Source organism: Desulfobacterales bacterium (assembly GCA_028704555.1).
GTDB lineage: Bacteria > Desulfobacterota > Desulfobacteria > Desulfobacterales > JAQWFD01 > JAQWFD01.
Genome location: JAQWFD010000016.1, coordinates 45,442 through 61,916, shown reverse-complemented (window position 1 = coordinate 61,916; position 16,475 = coordinate 45,442). Strand labels below are relative to the sequence as shown.

Annotated in this window: 10 protein-coding genes and 4 tRNA genes; 4 read left to right on the top strand and 10 right to left on the bottom strand. The window is 47.3% G+C overall.

The annotated features are described in order from the left end of the window. Positions 1-245: 245 nt before the first annotated feature. The 9 genes from PHQ97_07835 to PHQ97_07795 all read right to left on the bottom strand — a co-directional run bounded on the left by PHQ97_07835 (position 246) and on the right by PHQ97_07795 (position 10,583). Complete coding sequence (locus PHQ97_07835; GenBank protein ID MDD4392635.1) at positions 246-2,507, bottom strand: NADP-dependent malic enzyme; 2,262 nt, start codon at positions 2,505-2,507, stop codon at positions 246-248. Positions 2,508-3,293: 786 nt separating this feature from the next. After that, entirely contained in the window at positions 3,294-3,737 is a 444-nt protein-coding gene (locus tag PHQ97_07830; protein ID MDD4392634.1) for a DNA-binding protein, read from the bottom strand. A 664-nt stretch (positions 3,738-4,401) separates the two neighbouring features. Continuing rightward, a tRNA-Asp gene (locus tag PHQ97_07825) sits at positions 4,402-4,478 on the bottom strand. A gap of 21 nt (positions 4,479-4,499) precedes the next feature. Continuing rightward, a tRNA-Val gene (locus tag PHQ97_07820) sits at positions 4,500-4,575 on the bottom strand. Positions 4,576-4,654: 79 nt separating this feature from the next. Further along, positions 4,655-7,114, bottom strand: a complete 2,460-nt coding sequence (gene lon, locus PHQ97_07815; protein MDD4392633.1) for an endopeptidase La — start codon at positions 7,112-7,114, stop codon at positions 4,655-4,657. Between the two features lie 66 nt (positions 7,115-7,180). Beyond that, positions 7,181-8,425 (bottom strand): ATP-dependent Clp protease ATP-binding subunit ClpX, encoded by a 1,245-nt coding sequence (gene clpX, locus PHQ97_07810; GenBank protein ID MDD4392632.1) that lies wholly within the window; start codon positions 8,423-8,425, stop codon positions 7,181-7,183. 1 nt (position 8,426) lies between these two features. After that, on the bottom strand, positions 8,427-9,041 hold the full coding sequence (clpP, locus tag PHQ97_07805; GenBank protein ID MDD4392631.1) for an ATP-dependent Clp endopeptidase proteolytic subunit ClpP: 615 nt from the start codon (positions 9,039-9,041) through the stop codon (positions 8,427-8,429). A gap of 50 nt (positions 9,042-9,091) precedes the next feature. Next, a complete protein-coding gene (tig, locus tag PHQ97_07800; protein ID MDD4392630.1) occupies positions 9,092-10,414 on the bottom strand; it encodes a trigger factor in 1,323 nt (440 codons plus the stop codon). Positions 10,415-10,496: 82 nt separating this feature from the next. Continuing rightward, positions 10,497-10,583, bottom strand: a tRNA-Leu gene (locus tag PHQ97_07795). Between the two features lie 260 nt (positions 10,584-10,843). On the opposite strand from PHQ97_07795, the gene PHQ97_07790 reads away from it, so the two are divergent. The 3 genes from PHQ97_07790 to PHQ97_07780 all read left to right on the top strand — a co-directional run bounded on the left by PHQ97_07790 (position 10,844) and on the right by PHQ97_07780 (position 13,100). Further along, entirely contained in the window at positions 10,844-11,623 is a 780-nt protein-coding gene (locus tag PHQ97_07790; protein ID MDD4392629.1) for an N-acetylmuramoyl-L-alanine amidase, read from the top strand. Between the two features lie 78 nt (positions 11,624-11,701). Continuing rightward, positions 11,702-11,778, top strand: a tRNA-Pro gene (locus tag PHQ97_07785). A gap of 464 nt (positions 11,779-12,242) precedes the next feature. Further along, the gene (locus PHQ97_07780) at positions 12,243-13,100 is read left to right on the top strand and encodes a DnaJ domain-containing protein (GenBank protein ID MDD4392628.1); all 858 of its coding nucleotides are present in this window, start codon (positions 12,243-12,245) and stop codon (positions 13,098-13,100) included. Positions 13,101-13,254: 154 nt separating this feature from the next. Here the strand turns inward: PHQ97_07780 and PHQ97_07775 are convergent, their stop codons facing one another. Continuing rightward, positions 13,255-14,460: an MFS transporter gene (locus PHQ97_07775; protein MDD4392627.1), complete on the bottom strand. Its 1,206-nt coding sequence runs from the start codon at positions 14,458-14,460 to the stop codon at positions 13,255-13,257. 701 nt (positions 14,461-15,161) lie between these two features. On the opposite strand from PHQ97_07775, the gene PHQ97_07770 reads away from it, so the two are divergent. Beyond that, entirely contained in the window at positions 15,162-16,307 is a 1,146-nt protein-coding gene (locus PHQ97_07770) for an iron-containing alcohol dehydrogenase (GenBank protein MDD4392626.1), read from the top strand. The last annotated feature ends 168 nt before the right edge of the window (positions 16,308-16,475 follow it).

The window sequence follows — 16,475 nt, the reverse complement described above, 5'->3', positions numbered from 1 at the left end:
GATGAATTCGTAAAAAAGGCGAATTATCGGCCGCAACGTGCCGAAAAAAACGCAACAGTTGTGCGAATGGTTCTATTCAGGTATCGATTTTGGACTTCTGAAATAATAAATTCCGCATGGATTGCGCAGGATTTTTGTCCGTCTTCAAGGCGTATCAAAGCGTGCATACCTGTTGTTTGAGTTCATTGATGCACCACTGAAAACAGACCAAAAGACCGATGGCAATTTATTCTTTCCGAAGCCCTTTACTCGTTAATATCCTGGGCCTGGGCCTGGGCAACCGTAATGGCAATTAAATTGACAACATTTTCCATATCAGATCCCCTCTGCAAGACATTAAATGGTTTGCTGATTCCCATGAGCAATGGCCCTACGGCTTTTGCACCGCCCAGTCGTTCCAGAAGCTTGAACGCAACATTGCCGGATGCCAGATCCGGGAAAATCAGTACGTTGGCAGGCGCTCCCAGCCGGTTAAATGCAAACTGCCCGTTTAAAATTTCTTCCACTACCGCCGTATCTGCCTGCATTTCACCGTCAATGACCAGCCCCGGTTTTTTTTGACGGGCAAGCTCAACGGCTTTCTGAACCCGTCTGGAGTCCGGGTGACGTGTACTGCCAAAGTTTGAAAAAGACAGCAGCGCCAGCCGGGGCTTGATATCCAGAAATTCAACCATTTCAGCCGACAACAGGGAGATTTCTGCCAGATCTTCAGCACTGGAATTGATATTTACCGTTGTATCGGCAAAAAACAGGAATCGATCCCTGAAAAACATCATATACCCCCCCGAAACCTTGTTGATTCCCGAACGGGGCTGTATCACCTGAAGAACCGGCCGGATCGACTCCGGATAGGACCGGGCGATGCCATGTACCTGGCCATCGACGATCCCCTCATTAACCATCATGGCCCCGAAAATATAACGGTTATTCAGCTGGCGTCGGGTTTCAGCTTCCGACCAGCCCTTTCTTGACCGCATCTCGAATAGTTTCGGAACAAACCGTTCAAACAGAGCGCTTTTTATGGGGTCTAAAATTTCTATTCCATCCAGAGGGATATGAAGACTTTCGGCCATCTTGAGAACTTTTTTCGGATCTCCCAGGAGGATCGGACAGGCGATCTTTTCTTTGGCCACCTGATGTGCGGCGCGAAGAATAACCGGATCATCCCCCTCAGGGAGCACAATCCGGCGAGGATCCAGCTGCGCCCGGTTAGTCAGTTTCCGGAGGGTCTCCCGTTCCGGACCGAGAATGGATTCCAGCTGGCGTTCATATTTGGACTGCTCGGGCAGCCCCACTCTGGCCACACCACTGTCAACCGCCGCTTTTGCCACCGCAGGCGTTACCTTCAGCAGTACCCTGGGATCCAGAGGCTTGGGAATGATATATTCCGGTCCAAACTGCATGCTGCACCCACCGTATGCTTTCCTGACCGAATCACAGACATCTTCCCTGGCCAGTTTCGCCAGTGCCCATACAGCGGCCAGCTTCATCTCCGTATTAATGGCGGTTGCCCGGACATCCAGCGCCCCTCTGAAAATATAGGGAAACCCCAGAACATTATTGACCTGGTTGGGATAATCCGAACGGCCTGTAGCCATAACCGCATCCGGTCGAACTTTTTTTACCTCGTAATAATCAATTTCCGGTTCAGGATTGGCAAGTGCAAAAATAATAGGTCGTTCATTCATGGTGGCAATCATCTGCGTTGTAAATGCGCCTTTCACTGAAAGACCGGCAAGCACATCCGCCCCCCTGACCGCATCGGCCAGTGTTCTGCACGGAGTATCTGAGGCCCATTTTTCCTTATATGGGTTCATCCCTTGCGTTCGTCCGCTGTAAATAACGCCTTTGGAATCACACATTATCACGTTTTTCCTCCGGACGCCGATTTCCAGATACAATGCCGCGCAGGCCATGGCCGCTGAACCGGCGCCATTGATCACCACACGAATATTCTTCAAATCCCGGCCCGTCAGCTCAACCGCATTTAAAAGAGCTGCCGAGGAAATAATGGCTGTTCCGTGCTGATCATCGTGAAAAACCGGGATAGACATCTGTTCCCTGAGCTTTTCTTCAATATAAAAACAGTCCGGCGCCTTGATATCTTCCAGATTGATTCCTCCGAAAGTCGGCTCAAGGAGTTTGACCATTCTGATAAACTCATCCGGATCGCTCGTATCCAATTCAATATCAAACACATCGATATTGGCAAACCGCTTGAACAAAACGGACTTTCCCTCCATCACCGGTTTTCCCGCCAGAGGTCCAATATTGCCCAACCCAAGTACCGCAGTACCGTTTGTAATCACTCCGACCAAGTTCCCCCTGGACGTATAATCAAATGATTTGTCCGGATCTTTCTCAATCTCCAGACAGGGTACGGCTACACCGGGCGTATAGGCAAGGCTTAGATCCAATTGCGTCAGGCACCGTTTGATTGGCACCACCTCAATTTTCCCGGGTCTGGGCTCTTTGTGATACTTCAACGCCTCTTTTTCATAAAGCATGATCGTACGTCCTCCCTAAAAATAACTTATAAAACAATAATTTATATTCTTCGAACTGATTATTCAAAAAACAATATGGCTGTAAGTTTAACGGTAAACTCTTCCCGTGAGGATTAAATCCGTTTTTTCATTCAATGAATAACAACTGGCTGGTCGCACCGACTCTCCCCAAATATTCCTCCAACAAGAATTAAATTTTTATGTCGGGTATCGGTACGTCAGTAAAAGTATAACCGCAAATCAATCAGTAGCCGAGGACGCCCCATATGGCAAAAGAACGGTAGCTCAAAGATATGCTGTCAGGCGGGGATTATCCGGACAACCTGTACGTCCGGGTATCCGACTGTGAATAACTCAAACAATAAATTATAAAACCATCTGTACCCCCTGGAGGGATAGACGATTAGAGTTGGATGTCAAGGAACGGTTCCGGGATGGATGATAAATCCCTTATGAAAAAAAGGCCTGAAACAATCACGGCCTTTAAAAAATAAAACTAGCGCATTTCGCCAGATTTGTCAACAACCTATATTTAATCTCCCTGCGGATAATTAATCCGCTGATATAAAAACAGGTTACCACCATACCATGGGATTGATCATAATTTCAGCCACGCTGTCTCGGGCTTCGTCCGGCCCGTTCCCGGCATACCAATCTCAGTGACGCAACCCTTCGGGGACGTTACTCACACAACGCCATCGGTAACGGTTAACACACCCTTTTGCCGTCACGGTTCAACGCTGAAGCCAGCCGATCCGTCAGCGCATTCGCGCAGGATGACGACCGCTAACAATCCGGTTCTGATTTCCATAGGAAAAGACCCGTTGTGGTATCAAGTTCCCTTTTCAAGGGGTTTCCGATTAACTCCTGAAGCTCAATTTCACCAGCGAATATAATGGTTTCAGAGAAAAGATGGCCGCAGATGATTTTTCCCCTTTCATCCCATATAATCATATTGGACTGGATAAAGGGTTGACCGTCTTTCAGAGAGACACTGCCCGAACAGCTGGCGATTTCAAACGGCCCTTCTTCCCTGTACGTGACATACACCTGTTGCTTCTGATCGTACCCCCCCAATGTAACGCTGGAAACGGCTCCGATGATTGAAAATGTCGCCATTTGTATCGACATGTCCCGACAGAAATGTTCAACAGCCGGTATTATATCCCGGCCATGGGAAAGCCGTCCCAGAAACAGACGACCGCGCTCATATGCTGAGTAGATTTTCATTTTTATCACTCTCGTAGATGTTATGCCGGTTAAGTTCCCATTTTTTAATTTTATATGACAAAAAATACTGTTTAACTCACGCATCCAGAGATTACGCAATGTCCCTCAGACCTGACGGACATTGTTGTTGACTGGTTCCAGGCGGTGTAATATTTTGAAAAAATTATTGTTTTCAGCCTTCGCGTCTTGAGCGGGCGATGCAATCCATTTTTCCGTTTTCATCCAAATAATTTCATCATATCCGGGGCGGGTTCTAAAATGCAACTGAGTTTTATGCCCGGAAACGGATCCCGCTACCGAGGCACAGGAGAACACTCCTGCGTTTTTTGTCACATGCCGCATAGGGTTACTGTTGCCATGTATCTGCCTGACTCCGTTTTGTCAGGATCTGACCCTGATCTTAACAGGGCAATACTGGATGGCTGTGTAAAAAGTCATATTCAGCCCGTATTTGTCATTCAACTAAAAAAAGAAATAAAGTTGTTTCAGTATGTTCTGGATTCGCGCCTGCGCGGGAATGACGGGTGTGGGTACTTTCTACGAATTCATCAATTCTTAATTATCCAAAATATTTTAAAAGCCGATATTCGAGGGTATAAGTGGGGGACAGGGGGATAAAAAACAAAAAAGGACTCAGGAAATTTTCCTGAGTCCTTGAATTTTCTGGCGGGAGCGACGAGACTCGAACTCGCGACCTCCGGCGTGACAGGCCGGCGTTCTAACCAACTGAACTACGCCCCCTTTAGGGTTATTGCAAGTATGTGGTAGGCGGAACAGGGCTTGAACCTGTGACCCTCGGCTTGTAAGGCCGACGCTCTCCCAACTGAGCTACCCGCCCGGACTCCCGCAAACTTGATTTTGCAAAAATACTAAAGTAATCTTATATTGTCAAGCTTTTTTTATGTATCTATAAAAAATCAGCTCAATGGTACCGGATATTCCTGAGGATCAGAGATTATATCGACAGGAAGATGCGGTTCCTTCTGAAACAAAAGTGCATGGGAGCAGTCGGACGCCTCATCAGCCTTATCCACCAGCGCATGCGACAGCACTTCATCCATGTGCTCCACGGTCACAATTTCCATCTGCCGCATTATGACCGCCGGGAGATCTTTCAAATCTTTTTCGTTTTCTTTTGGAATAAGGACCATCTTGATTCCGCCCCGATGCGCCGCAAGGAGTTTTTCTTTCAACCCGCCGATCGGCAATACCCGACCTCGCAATGTAATTTCCCCGGTCATGGCGAGGTCATGCCGGACCGCTCGGCCTGTCAGTGCCGATACAATCGACGTACACATGGAAATGCCGGCCGATGGCCCGTCTTTTGGAATCGCCCCTTCAGGTATATGGATATGGATATCATTGTCCTTATAAAAGCCTTTTTCTATGCCAAAATCTTCACTCCTGGACCGGATAAAACTCACCGCGGCCTGGGCGGATTCTTTCATGACATCGCCTATCGTCCCCGTTACCGTGAGATTACCCTTCCCTGGCATCAACACCGTTTCAACGCAAAGCAAGACGCCGCCAACCTGAGTCCATGCCAATCCGGTAACCATACCGATCTGATCCTTTTCCTCGGCCTGCGTCTGCCTGTATCTGACAGGCCCCAGATAGCCCGCTATGGCATTTGAGGTCACCCGGTATAATTTCTCCGTTTTATTTTTCACCACATCCCGTGCAATCTTCCGACATATGGAAGCGATTTCCCGTTCAAGATTTCGAACGCCAGCCTCATGGGTATACCCTTGGATCAGCGTATAAGTAGAATTTTTTGAAAATTGCACATTCTTTTCTTCCAGGCCATTGAACTTGATTTGCTTGGGTATCAGAAACTTGTCCGCAATGTGATATTTTTCATATTCTGTGTATCCGGACAATCGTATAATCTCCATACGATCCTGAAGCGGCAGCGGAATATCGGGAAGCGTGTTTGCCGTAGTTACGAACAGAATCTCCGAAAGGTCATAATCTAAATCCAGATAATGATCGTTAAAGCTGTTGTTCTGTTCAGGATCAAGGACTTCCAGAAGCGCGGACGAAGGGTCTCCCCGAAAATCCATACTCATTTTATCTACTTCATCCAGACAAAACACGGGATTATTCACCCCTGCCTTTTTAAGCGACTGAATGATTTTTCCGGGCATGGCGCCGATGTATGTCCGCCTGTGCCCACGGATTTCCGCTTCATCCCGAACGCCACCCAGCGATAAGCGAACAAATTTTCTTCCGGTTGCACGGGCAATGGATTTGGCCAGAGAGGTTTTGCCAACTCCGGGAGGACCCACGAAACAAAGGATAGGCCCATGGAGTTTTTTCACAAGTGACTGAACGGCCAGATACTCCAGAATCCGCTCCTTTGGTTTTTCCAGGCCGTAGTGGTCCTCATCCAGTATTTTTTCAGCTTCCTGCAGGTCATCCGTGACCTCGCTGAGCTCCATCCAGGGCAACGATAGTATCCAGTCGATATAATTTCTCACCACCGTCGCTTCAGCCGACATGGGGGTCATCATCTTCAGCTTTTTCAGTTCCTGCCTGACCTTTTCCTCAGGCTCTCTGGGTATCTTTTTTTCGCTGAGCCTGTTTTCAAGCTCCTGAACCTCATCTCCGTTATCATCTTCGGCACCCATCTCTTTTTTGATGGCCCGCATCTGTTCATTGAGATAATAATTTTTCTGAGTCTTGGACATCTGCTCCTTGACCCTGCCTTTTATTTTAAGGTCCAGCTTAAAGATATTTATCTCGGTCTTTATCAGCCGGATTAACAGAGATACCCGGTCGGTCAACGGAACCGCCTCCAGCAGCTGCTGTTTATCCCCTATTTTAAAGGAAAAATGAGTCGCAACGGTATCCGCCATCTGAGACAGATCATCCAAAGATGAAATATTGGCTATCAGGTCCTTGGAGATGCTTTTATTCAGTTTGGCATATTCATCAAATATTTCCAGAAGCGCCCGGCGAAGGGCCGAATGCTCTACCTCATTCAATGCGTCCACAGCTATCGGTTCAATTTCTACCCGGAAGAACTCTTCGTTCTCAACAAACTGAACCACCCGCCCTCTTGATTTTCCTTCCACCAGGGCCTTTACCGTTCCATCCGGCAGTTTCAATAGTTGAAGGACCTTGCCAATAGTCCCGATCTGCTGGAGATCCTCTTTTCCCGGAGTATTCACTTCTGCCTTCTTCTGGGTCGCCAGAAAAATAATCTTATCCCGATTCATTGCCTCGGCAAGGGCGTTTACAGACTGCTCCCGTCCCACAAACAGCGGCGCAACCATATATGGAAAAACAACTATATCACGCAAAGGTAAAAGAGGTAGTATCATCCTTGGCAAATCAGCCTCGTCTTGTTTAAAAAATTTTGACAGCTTAATCATTTTTGATAAACTTTTTCTGTTTTATCGCACCGTCTGAATCAGTTGACAGCAGACAATTTAATCCTGCTATGCCAGTTTCTTAGTCTGCTCGTAAAGAAGTATGGGATCTTCCTTGTTCAAGACGACATCTTCACCGATGACGCATTCTTTCACATTGTCAATCGACGGAATATCATACATGATATCCAGCAGGCAACTCTCCAGAATAGCCCGGAGGCCTCTGGCCCCGGATTTGCGTTTAGAGCCCTCAGACGCTATGGCGGAAAGCGCGCTGTCGGTAAATCTCAGGTTAACGCCCTCTATTTCGAAAAGCTTTTGATATTGTTTGACCAGTGCGTTTTTCGGTTCCGTAAGAATTTTAATCAGCGAAGCCTCATTGAGTTCTTCAAGTGTTGCAACTACGGGAAGACGCCCGAGAAATTCAGGAATCATACCAAATTTGACCAGATCTTCCGGTTTAACATGCTTAAGGATTTCTCCGGCTGTCAGTTTGGATTTATTTACTATATTAGCGCCAAAGCCCATGACTTTGGAGCCCATCCGTCTCTGAATAATCTGCTCAAGCCCGGTAAAGGTTCCGCCGCATATAAACAGAATATTAGACGTGTCTATCTTTACAAAATCCTGTTGGGGATGTTTCCGTCCGCCCTTGGGCGGCACGCTGGCCGTGGTTCCTTCGATAATTTTCAGCAATGCCTGCTGAACCCCTTCACCGGATACATCCCGGGTAATCGAGGGATTGTCGGATTTGCCGGCAATTTTATCAATTTCATCAATGTACACAATGCCGCGCTTTGCTTTTTCCACGTCATAATCGGCATTTTGAAGCAGCGAAAGGATAATATTTTCCACGTCCTCACCAACATAGCCGGCTTCGGTGAGACTGGTCGCATCGGCAATGGCAAACGGAACTTTTAAAAATCTTGCCAGCGTCTGGGCCAGCAATGTTTTCCCGCATCCGGTCGGACCGATCAGCAGGATGTTACTTTTCTGAATATCCGTATCGCCGGTTCGAACAGAAGAATCCAGTCGTTTATAATGGTTATAAACTGCCACTGCCAGAATTTTTTTCGCTGTTTCCTGCTCAATGACATAATCATCCAGAATGGCCTTTATTTCTTTGGGAACCGGCGGCCGTTCAGTTTTGACAGGATTTTTTTCACCCTCTTCTTCAACAATTTCGCTGCAAAGCTGAATACATTCGTCACATATGTACACCGCAGGCCCGGCAATCAATTTTCTGACCTCTTTCTGACTCTTTCCGCAGAACGAACAGAAAAGGTTATCGTTTGGATCTTGTTTTTTTGGCATATTAGGCCTCCACTTCGTTCAGGTGATCCAGATCTTCTCTTTTCCTGATCACATGATCGATTATTCCGTACGCTTTTGCTTCCTCACCGGACATATAAAAATCCCGATCCGTATCTCTTTGTATCTGATCCAGATCTTTGCCGGTGTGTGAGACCAGGATACCGTTGAGGGTATCTCTTATTTTGAGAATTTCTCTGGCCTGTATCTCAATGTCCGAGGCCTGACCCTGAGCCCCTCCCAGAGGCTGGTGAATCAATATCCGGGAATTGGGTAACGCAAAGCGTTTGTTTTTGGTACCGGCAGCCAGCAATACGGCACCCATGCTTGCAGCCTGGCCGATACATACTGTCGCAATTTCCGGTTTGATATACTGCATCGTATCATAAACAGCCAGTCCCGCTGTCACGACGCCGCCTGGCGAATTAATATAAAAATTAATGTCCTTTTCTGGCTCTTCGGACTCAAGAAATAAAAACTGGGCGATCAGCAGGTTGGCAACCTCATCATTGATAGCTGTCCCCAAAAATATGATCCGGTCTTTTAACAGCCGGGAATATATATCATAAGCCCGCTCGCCTCTGCTGCTCTGCTCTATGACCATTGGTACTAACGGCACAAACAGCCTCCTTCATTGACGTATTTATTATAAAAAAGCATTTTTGGTTCTTACTCGTCAGCGGAAGCCTCTTTTTTTTCAGGCTCCACATTTTCTACAGCACCGTTTTCAATTATTAGACGGATCGCTTTTTTTTCAAGTAGGCCTGTCTTAAAATAATCAAAATGGTCCTCATGATCCGAATAATATTTCCTGATTTCATCCAGCGGTCTTCTGAACCTTTCGGCGGCCTGTGCGTATCCTTCTTCCAATTCCTCATCTGAAAGGACCAGGTTTTCCTGCTCGATGATTTGATTGATTATCAGATGGTGTCTGACGTTGTTTTCGGCTACGTCCCGATATTTTTCAGACAGCGTCTCTTTTGTCAACCCCAGCTGTTCAAGCGTTGTATTGTAGGACATAAACGATCGTTGAGCTTCGGCCACAATACTTTCCAGCTCAAAGTCCACCAGCGAATCCGGGAGTTCAAAATCTGATTTTTTAGTCAGTGCTTCAAAAATCTGGCTTTTCAACTCCTCATGAGAGCGGTTTTCATACGCATTTTTCAGATTAGTCACGATGTCCAGTTTAAATTTTTCCAGGCTATTAAAATCACCAAAAGACCTGGCAAAATCATCGTTAATTTCCGGCAAGACCTCTTCCTGAATTTCTTTCACCTGAACACGATAGAGGATATCCTGATCAGCAAGCTTTGCATTACAATAATCTGCAGGAAAATGAACCGTAAACTCTTTTGCATCGCCTGATTTCATTCCTTTGATCTGTTCGTCAAAGTCTTTTGTCACATAGGCGGCGCCAATTTTTATGGCTTCATTTTCGACCTTAGGGGTCTCTTCAAATGCCTCGCCATCTTTAAACCCTTCATAATCCATCAAGACCCAATCGTCATCGGCAACCGGCCGGTCTTCTTTAATCCGACCCTTCTCCGCCATATTTTTCTGCAATGCTTTCAGCTGCGCATCCACCTCGGCATCCGTCACATCGTATATCGTTTTTTTAAGTGTCAGCCCTTTGAAGTCGATGTTCCCGATCTGCGGCTTCACCTCGACGGTCGCCTTGTATTTATAAGGGCCCCTTGCCTCAAGTTTAGGAGTATCCATCAGGGGGGTCCCAAGAACCTTAAGGTCTTTTTCGGTTATGGCCTCAATAAAAGATTGCTGGATCAGCTTATAAGACACATCTGCATGCACATCTTTTTTGAACATTCTTTCCATAACCGTCCGGGGAATTTTTCCTGGCCGAAATCCTTTGATTTTTGCCGTCTTTTTCAGATTACTGTAAGCTTTGTCCAATTCCCGGACGACATCCGTTTCAGGTATTTCAATGCACATGAGTTTTTTGACCGAACTCAAGTCTTCTACTGTAACTTGCATAATGTTCCTTCCCCATAAATGAAATGCCTGAAATCCGATGATATCTTCAGGCACTTGACATCATTTGAGCATTTATACATGGTGGTGCGAGAGGGGAGACTTGAACTCCCACTCCGTCTCCAGAGCTGGATCCTAAGTCCAGTGCGTCTACCAATTCCGCCACTCTCGCAAAAATCAATTTGCCGATTCACTCCATACGGCGGAAATGATCGACGCCGACAACAAAACATACCCGTATGGGTTTTACATCTTGTTACTTGACTTTATAAAATTTTCATTTAAATTTCAATAAAAAGAAAACTTTAGAAAAAATAATCACAAAGAAATTAACTGTCAAGTAAAATTAGAATAAAACGCATACGGACCCCGGCAAAAATAAATTGCGCGACAGGTCAACACCCGTCAATTTAATTGATACAGGAATATAGCATGCTTTTATCAAAATGGCGACCCCATACCATGGTCATATACCCCGTCGTCCTGTTTCTTGCGTTGTGCGTGATACCGGCCAGGACAAAAGCAGACCCCGCTGATTTTAATCATCAGAACCCTGTCATAGCCATTGATCCGGGCCACGGAGGAGAGGATACCGGGGGCGCAGGCTCAGAAACAATGTGGGAAAAAGACCTCACGCTTCTGCTCGCCGGGCAGCTGGCTGACCGGCTGCGGCCTTCGTATGAGACAATTCTGACAAGAACCGGCGATTATCAACTGGATCTGTTTGAGCGGACAGCGACCGCCAACCATATAGCCGCTGAAATGCTGATCAGCCTCCATGCCGGGGGCAGCTTTCTTCATAAGGCCGGGGGGATAACCATCTGGTACTACCAACCGGTCAAAGCAGCCTTTTCAGCACCTGATCGGCCGGATACGGTTCCGCCCCTGACCGGATGGCGCACCAGTGGCCAGACGCCCTGGGCAGCTGTTCAACTGCAGCACACAACCTCAAGCCGCCTGCTTGCCGGACTGCTCCAGGCAAGGTTGAATAAAATCAAATCGTTTACGCAGGTCAAATTAAATGCCGCTCCGCTGATAGTATTAGAAGGTGCCGACATGCCGGCCGTTTTAATTGAAACAGAGGACCTGACAAATTTTATTGAAAAAACGGCACCCGGGAGTCCCGGTACATTATCGGAACTGACTGATGCGATGGCCGGTGCAATCGATGATTTTTTCAAAAAAACCCCGCCCAAGTACCCTGATGAATAGAAAGGCAGGTTTTTAACCAGACTTTCGAAAATTGGCTTGCGTCATACATGAATACATGGTAGTAAATTATGGCTTAATCGGGGCGTAGCGCAGCCTGGTAGCGCGCCTGCTTTGGGAGCAGGATGTCGGAGGTTCAAATCCTCTCGCCCCGACCAGATACAATCATCCCTTCAGGCTCGTCGTTCAGTATTTATACCGTCTTTATCTTTCAGCCGTCCGTCACTGTTCAATCATAGCCACAATTCTGCTGAAATAATTCGGCTTTCATTTGTTGCCCGCATGTTTTTCGGTAAAATTTTTAGAAAAGGAGGACTTCACCGCAGAGCGCTCCAGAGGACACAGAAAAAGATGGGAAGCTACCCATTCAGCCGCGCTGGTGATCATTTACCTGTTTTAAGCCGCAAAATACACAAATAAAGAACGATCCGCACTAATCCGCTGCAAAAAAATATCCATACACGGTATGGTAAACATAACCGCATAATTCCGGGAAAATCTCAGATCAAAAGAAAATTAATGGCTTCTCTTGATTTCATTAAAAAAAGATATACTATTACAGATACATAACATATAATCCCTGAGCATCAGATTCATACCGATTCAGGAAAGATAACAACTTATGACACAAACCGATTACTACACTGTTTTAGGAATTGACAAAACCGCGACCGCCCCGAAGATAAAAGAAGCGTACCGGACCATGGCCTTCAAATACCATCCGGACCGGTGCAGTGACCCGGATGGGGTTGACAAGATGAAAAGCATCAATGAGGCATACGCCGTACTGTCGAATCCGGACAAACGCAGAGAATATGACACGATCAAACAGCAGTACGGCCCCTCCGCCTATGGGCAATTCCGCCAGACACATACGGAACAGGATATTTTCCGGGGTTCGGACGTTAACGACGTATTCGAAGAAATGGCCAAATCATTCGGATTCAGAAGCTTTGACGATATTTTCAAAGATTTTTACGGAAGCGGCTATCAACAGTTTGAATTCAGGGGGGGCAGGCGATGCGGTCAAGGGCAGGGCAGGGGCCGGCGCATGGGCTTTGTGCAAGGCGGATGCCGCCGCCAGCAGCAGCAACAACAGCAGCAGGGATTTAATTTTTTGGGGAATATGGGCAGGTTGCCAAAATACTTACTTGAAAAAGCTACCGGATTTGCTTTACCCGAAAACGGATCGGACGCGGGCGATATTCTCACCCTGGATCCGGAGACGGCCCGCCAGGGCGGCAAAATCCCCTACAATGTAAAGAAGCGATCCAAACAGCTGATGGTCAATATTCCGGCAAACGTCCGGGAAGGCCAGTGGATCCGACTGGCCGGAATGGGGAAAGAAGGCAAGAGCGGCGGCACGTCCGGCGACCTGTTCCTGCAGGTAAAAATCCAAAAGCCTTTACTGGAGGAAGTAAAACACACCTTTTCCCAGCTGGTTTCATCGGCCAAGTCTCTGTGGAAACGGCCGCGGTGATCGTTTCTGTTTCTCCGACTGAAAAATCAATATGTACCGAACTGCCCGATAAAAACATCGGGCAGTTCGATCGGCATTTTTAACACGCGACGGTCGTGTCCGGATAATTTTTTAAACAGTTGGAATCCAATGCCACACAGTGTGTAAAATTTATTTATGATTCTTTCTCAAAAGATAATTTGTGGGGCCGGACTGCCAATGCGATCAGAAAACCGATAGCGGAAGCTGCGGCCACGGGAAGTGCAGTCGCTCCCCACCCATGATTCTGGGCAATGGCTCCGATAATCGGAGGACCGATAAAAAGCCCCAGATTCTGCCCGATACCCCCGACAATCGCCATGGCCAGACCCGCATGCTGAATGCTTTTCATGCTTTCTGCGGCAAGCGTAAATGCACAGGGCGGAACAAAGCCGGTGACGATGCCCAGAATCACCATATACGGCATGACGGCTCCCGCCGTTGTCAGTTTAAAACACCAGAAAATCACTATGGTATATGCCAGCATACTGGCCGCAAATACCATGTGACGCTTCCGGACCATGTTCAATACCATACCGGCCACGATGCTGGCGGGAATGTAGACCAGGTTCATCAAACTGACCTGGAAACTGGCGTTTGCCGGAATAAAATCTAACTCTGTCTGGAGAAAACTGGCCTCCCAGGTATTAAATGACATACAGGCAACATTGAACGCCATGAATACGAACGCAATGATCCAGGTTTTCGGATTCAACAACGCCTTTGCGTAAGGTTCAACCGCCTGCTCACTGCCCGTATCAACCGCAGCAGTGGCTGCATCCGGCGCATCGACCACGATCGCATACAGAATCAACTCGGCAAAGCAAACAATCGCCGTAAACCACCACACCCCTTGCCAGCCAAATGAGTCAGACAGCGGACCGGCAATATTAAAAATGATAAAAAGGCCAACCGGTACCCACGTGGCCCAGATTCCCATGGGCAGCCCCCGTTTTTCGGGCGGAAACCACATACAGATTGCCGCGGGCGCCACGACGGCAATCAATCCGACACTGATGCCCTCAATGGTTCGGCCGATCAAAATGGTCGCCGCACCCTGGGCCATTGCGCCGATCACCGACCCCAGCACCGCACAACCCAGTGCAATCATACCGCTTTTTTTTGGACCCAGCCGGGTCAGCAGCATTGCTGCGGGAATAGCGATGATGATACCAGCCACGGCAAATATAGACATCAAAAAACCGGCCGTGCCCATCCCGATTCCCAGATCCTTTATTAACAATGGCATCAGCGGGGGAACCTTGAACTGACACATGGGAATCACCACACTGGCGATATAGACAACGACAAATACCCGCCACGCTTTTACTTTATTCTCCATTTGTTTCTCCTTTAAGCCGTCTCAGCAGAATTCGATGAACATCCAATAGAAAATGACCCTGTCATGAGGAAAATAACAGTGTACCTTTCGCAAAGCAACTTGCATGCCGAACGCTGGGATGAAATTATCCATTTCTCAAAATCCCATTGACAGGAGCAGCGTGTATGAGTATGTTTTTTTAAACACCTCGAATCATCCGGACATATTCTATATCCACCTGCTTGAAAGATATCTTTGCCAGTCCAAACCACCGTTAAAAAATTTTACGCCGGGATAGCATCCTTTTTATCAGAAGGTTAACTTAAACCGGCGGTGCGGATTCTGGACATGCTCCAGATGAGGTAAACGTAAAATTTACAGGCTCCCCTGTTTTAACGTAAAATAATTTTACGGCCGAACCATGCCCTGAAATTTGAGATTAAAATTCGTTATACGGCCGGTTCCAAAAAAATGGCCTACGAAAAAATTCTCCCCAAGCATTCAAATGCAGACCTCTTCAAGGATATATAGCGCTATACCCTCAACCAGGGAGGCCACGACCCATCAATAAATTAAAGCGATGGCACACCAATTGCAAACCATTATTAATAGAAAACGACCGTTCTCATGCATTAAAGATTTAAAGCCGTTGTGTACCGGAGGCAGGATATTCCCGCCTTTTTTACCATTTTATTCCATCAAATCAAAAAGGAGATTTACAAATGGAGTTTATGTACAGCGTTCCGAGTTTTGTAAAATTTGGTGAAGGCGTTGCAAAGAATATTGGCGAGGAAGTTAAAGCATTTGGCGCAAAAAAAGTTTTCCTTGTTTATGATAAAGGCGTTAAGGCCGCCGGCATTGTCGATGATATTCAGGCCTCATTAAAAGCTGCGGGAATCGACTTTGTTGAATATGATGGCGTACTGCCCAATCCTCCGGATACCATTGTTGAAAAAGCAGCCGCAACTGCAAAAGCAGCCGGCGTGGACGCCATGGTCGCTGTGGGCGGCGGCAGCTCCATCGATTGCGCCAAAGCCATCAACATTCTGTTGACCAACCCCTCACCGATCAACCAGTACGACGGTATAGGATTGGTAAAAATTCCCACAAAACCCCTCATCGCCATCCCGACCACCGCAGGCACAGCCAGTGAAGTCACCGGGTTTTCCATTATCACCGATACCACGCGATTGAAAAAAATGGTTATCGGCGGCCCTTTTGTCGGCCCGACCATGGCATTGGTGGATCCCCTGTTGACGGTAGCGCTTCCTGCGGCGATCACCGCCTCCACCGGTATGGACGCCCTGACCCATGCCATTGAAGCCTATGTTTCCAAAGGCGCCATGATTCCGACCGACGTAAACGCGCTCAAAGCCATCGAGCTGATTTACGGCAACCTGGTCAAGGCCACTAAAAATGGGAAGAATATTGAAGCCCGGACCAACATGATTCTGGGAAGCATGCTGGCAGGCTTTGCCTTTAACTCAGCCGTTCTGGGTCTGGTACATTCTATCGCACATCCGCTCAGCGTCCATTGCGGTCTGCCTCACGGCGTGGCCAATGCCTGCGGTCTGCCGTATGTTATGGAATTTAACGCGGTTGCCGTTCCGGAAAGAACCAAAGATATCGGGCTGGCCATGGGACTGGACATCGCTGACAAATCAGCTGTAAAAGCATCTGCCATAACGGTTCAGGCCATCAAAGACCTGGCCGTGGAACTGGACATCCCCAAACTAAGAAACCTCGGCGTAAAAAAAGAACAGTTTGACCGAGTTGCCGATGACGCGCTCAAAGAAATCAGTACAATGTTCAACCCCAGAGCTGTGACTAAAAAAGACGTTCTCGCAATTCTGGAATTAGCATACTAATTCATCCGTGAGAGCAGCACCGACTTTTCGGTGCTGCTCCAGCGCCCTTTCGGGCGGGCTTAGGACAGCTATCGCTTAAGGAACACTTCGTTTGAGGCAAAAGATAAAAAATCATATAATTAGATAGCAATTACCTTTAATTTGATTATTTCGAACTCTTCAGGTGAG

What these genes read in the sequence shown, in the direction of transcription:
- PHQ97_07835 (MDD4392635.1), bottom strand. Translation starts at nt 2,507, where the DNA reads ATGCTTTATGAAAAAGAGGCGTTGAAGTATCACAAAGAGCCCAGACCC.
- PHQ97_07775 (MDD4392627.1), bottom strand. Translation starts at nt 14,460, where the DNA reads ATGGAGAATAAAGTAAAAGCGTGGCGGGTATTTGTCGTTGTCTATATC.
- lon (MDD4392633.1), bottom strand. Translation starts at nt 7,114, where the DNA reads ATGATTAAGCTGTCAAAATTTTTTAAACAAGACGAGGCTGATTTGCCA.
- tig (MDD4392630.1), bottom strand. Translation starts at nt 10,414, where the DNA reads ATGCAAGTTACAGTAGAAGACTTGAGTTCGGTCAAAAAACTCATGTGC.
- PHQ97_07770 (MDD4392626.1), top strand. Translation starts at nt 15,162, where the DNA reads ATGGAGTTTATGTACAGCGTTCCGAGTTTTGTAAAATTTGGTGAAGGC.
- PHQ97_07780 (MDD4392628.1), top strand. Translation starts at nt 12,243, where the DNA reads ATGACACAAACCGATTACTACACTGTTTTAGGAATTGACAAAACCGCG.
- PHQ97_07790 (MDD4392629.1), top strand. Translation starts at nt 10,844, where the DNA reads ATGCTTTTATCAAAATGGCGACCCCATACCATGGTCATATACCCCGTC.
- PHQ97_07830 (MDD4392634.1), bottom strand. Translation starts at nt 3,737, where the DNA reads ATGAAAATCTACTCAGCATATGAGCGCGGTCGTCTGTTTCTGGGACGG.
- clpX (MDD4392632.1), bottom strand. Translation starts at nt 8,425, where the DNA reads ATGCCAAAAAAACAAGATCCAAACGATAACCTTTTCTGTTCGTTCTGC.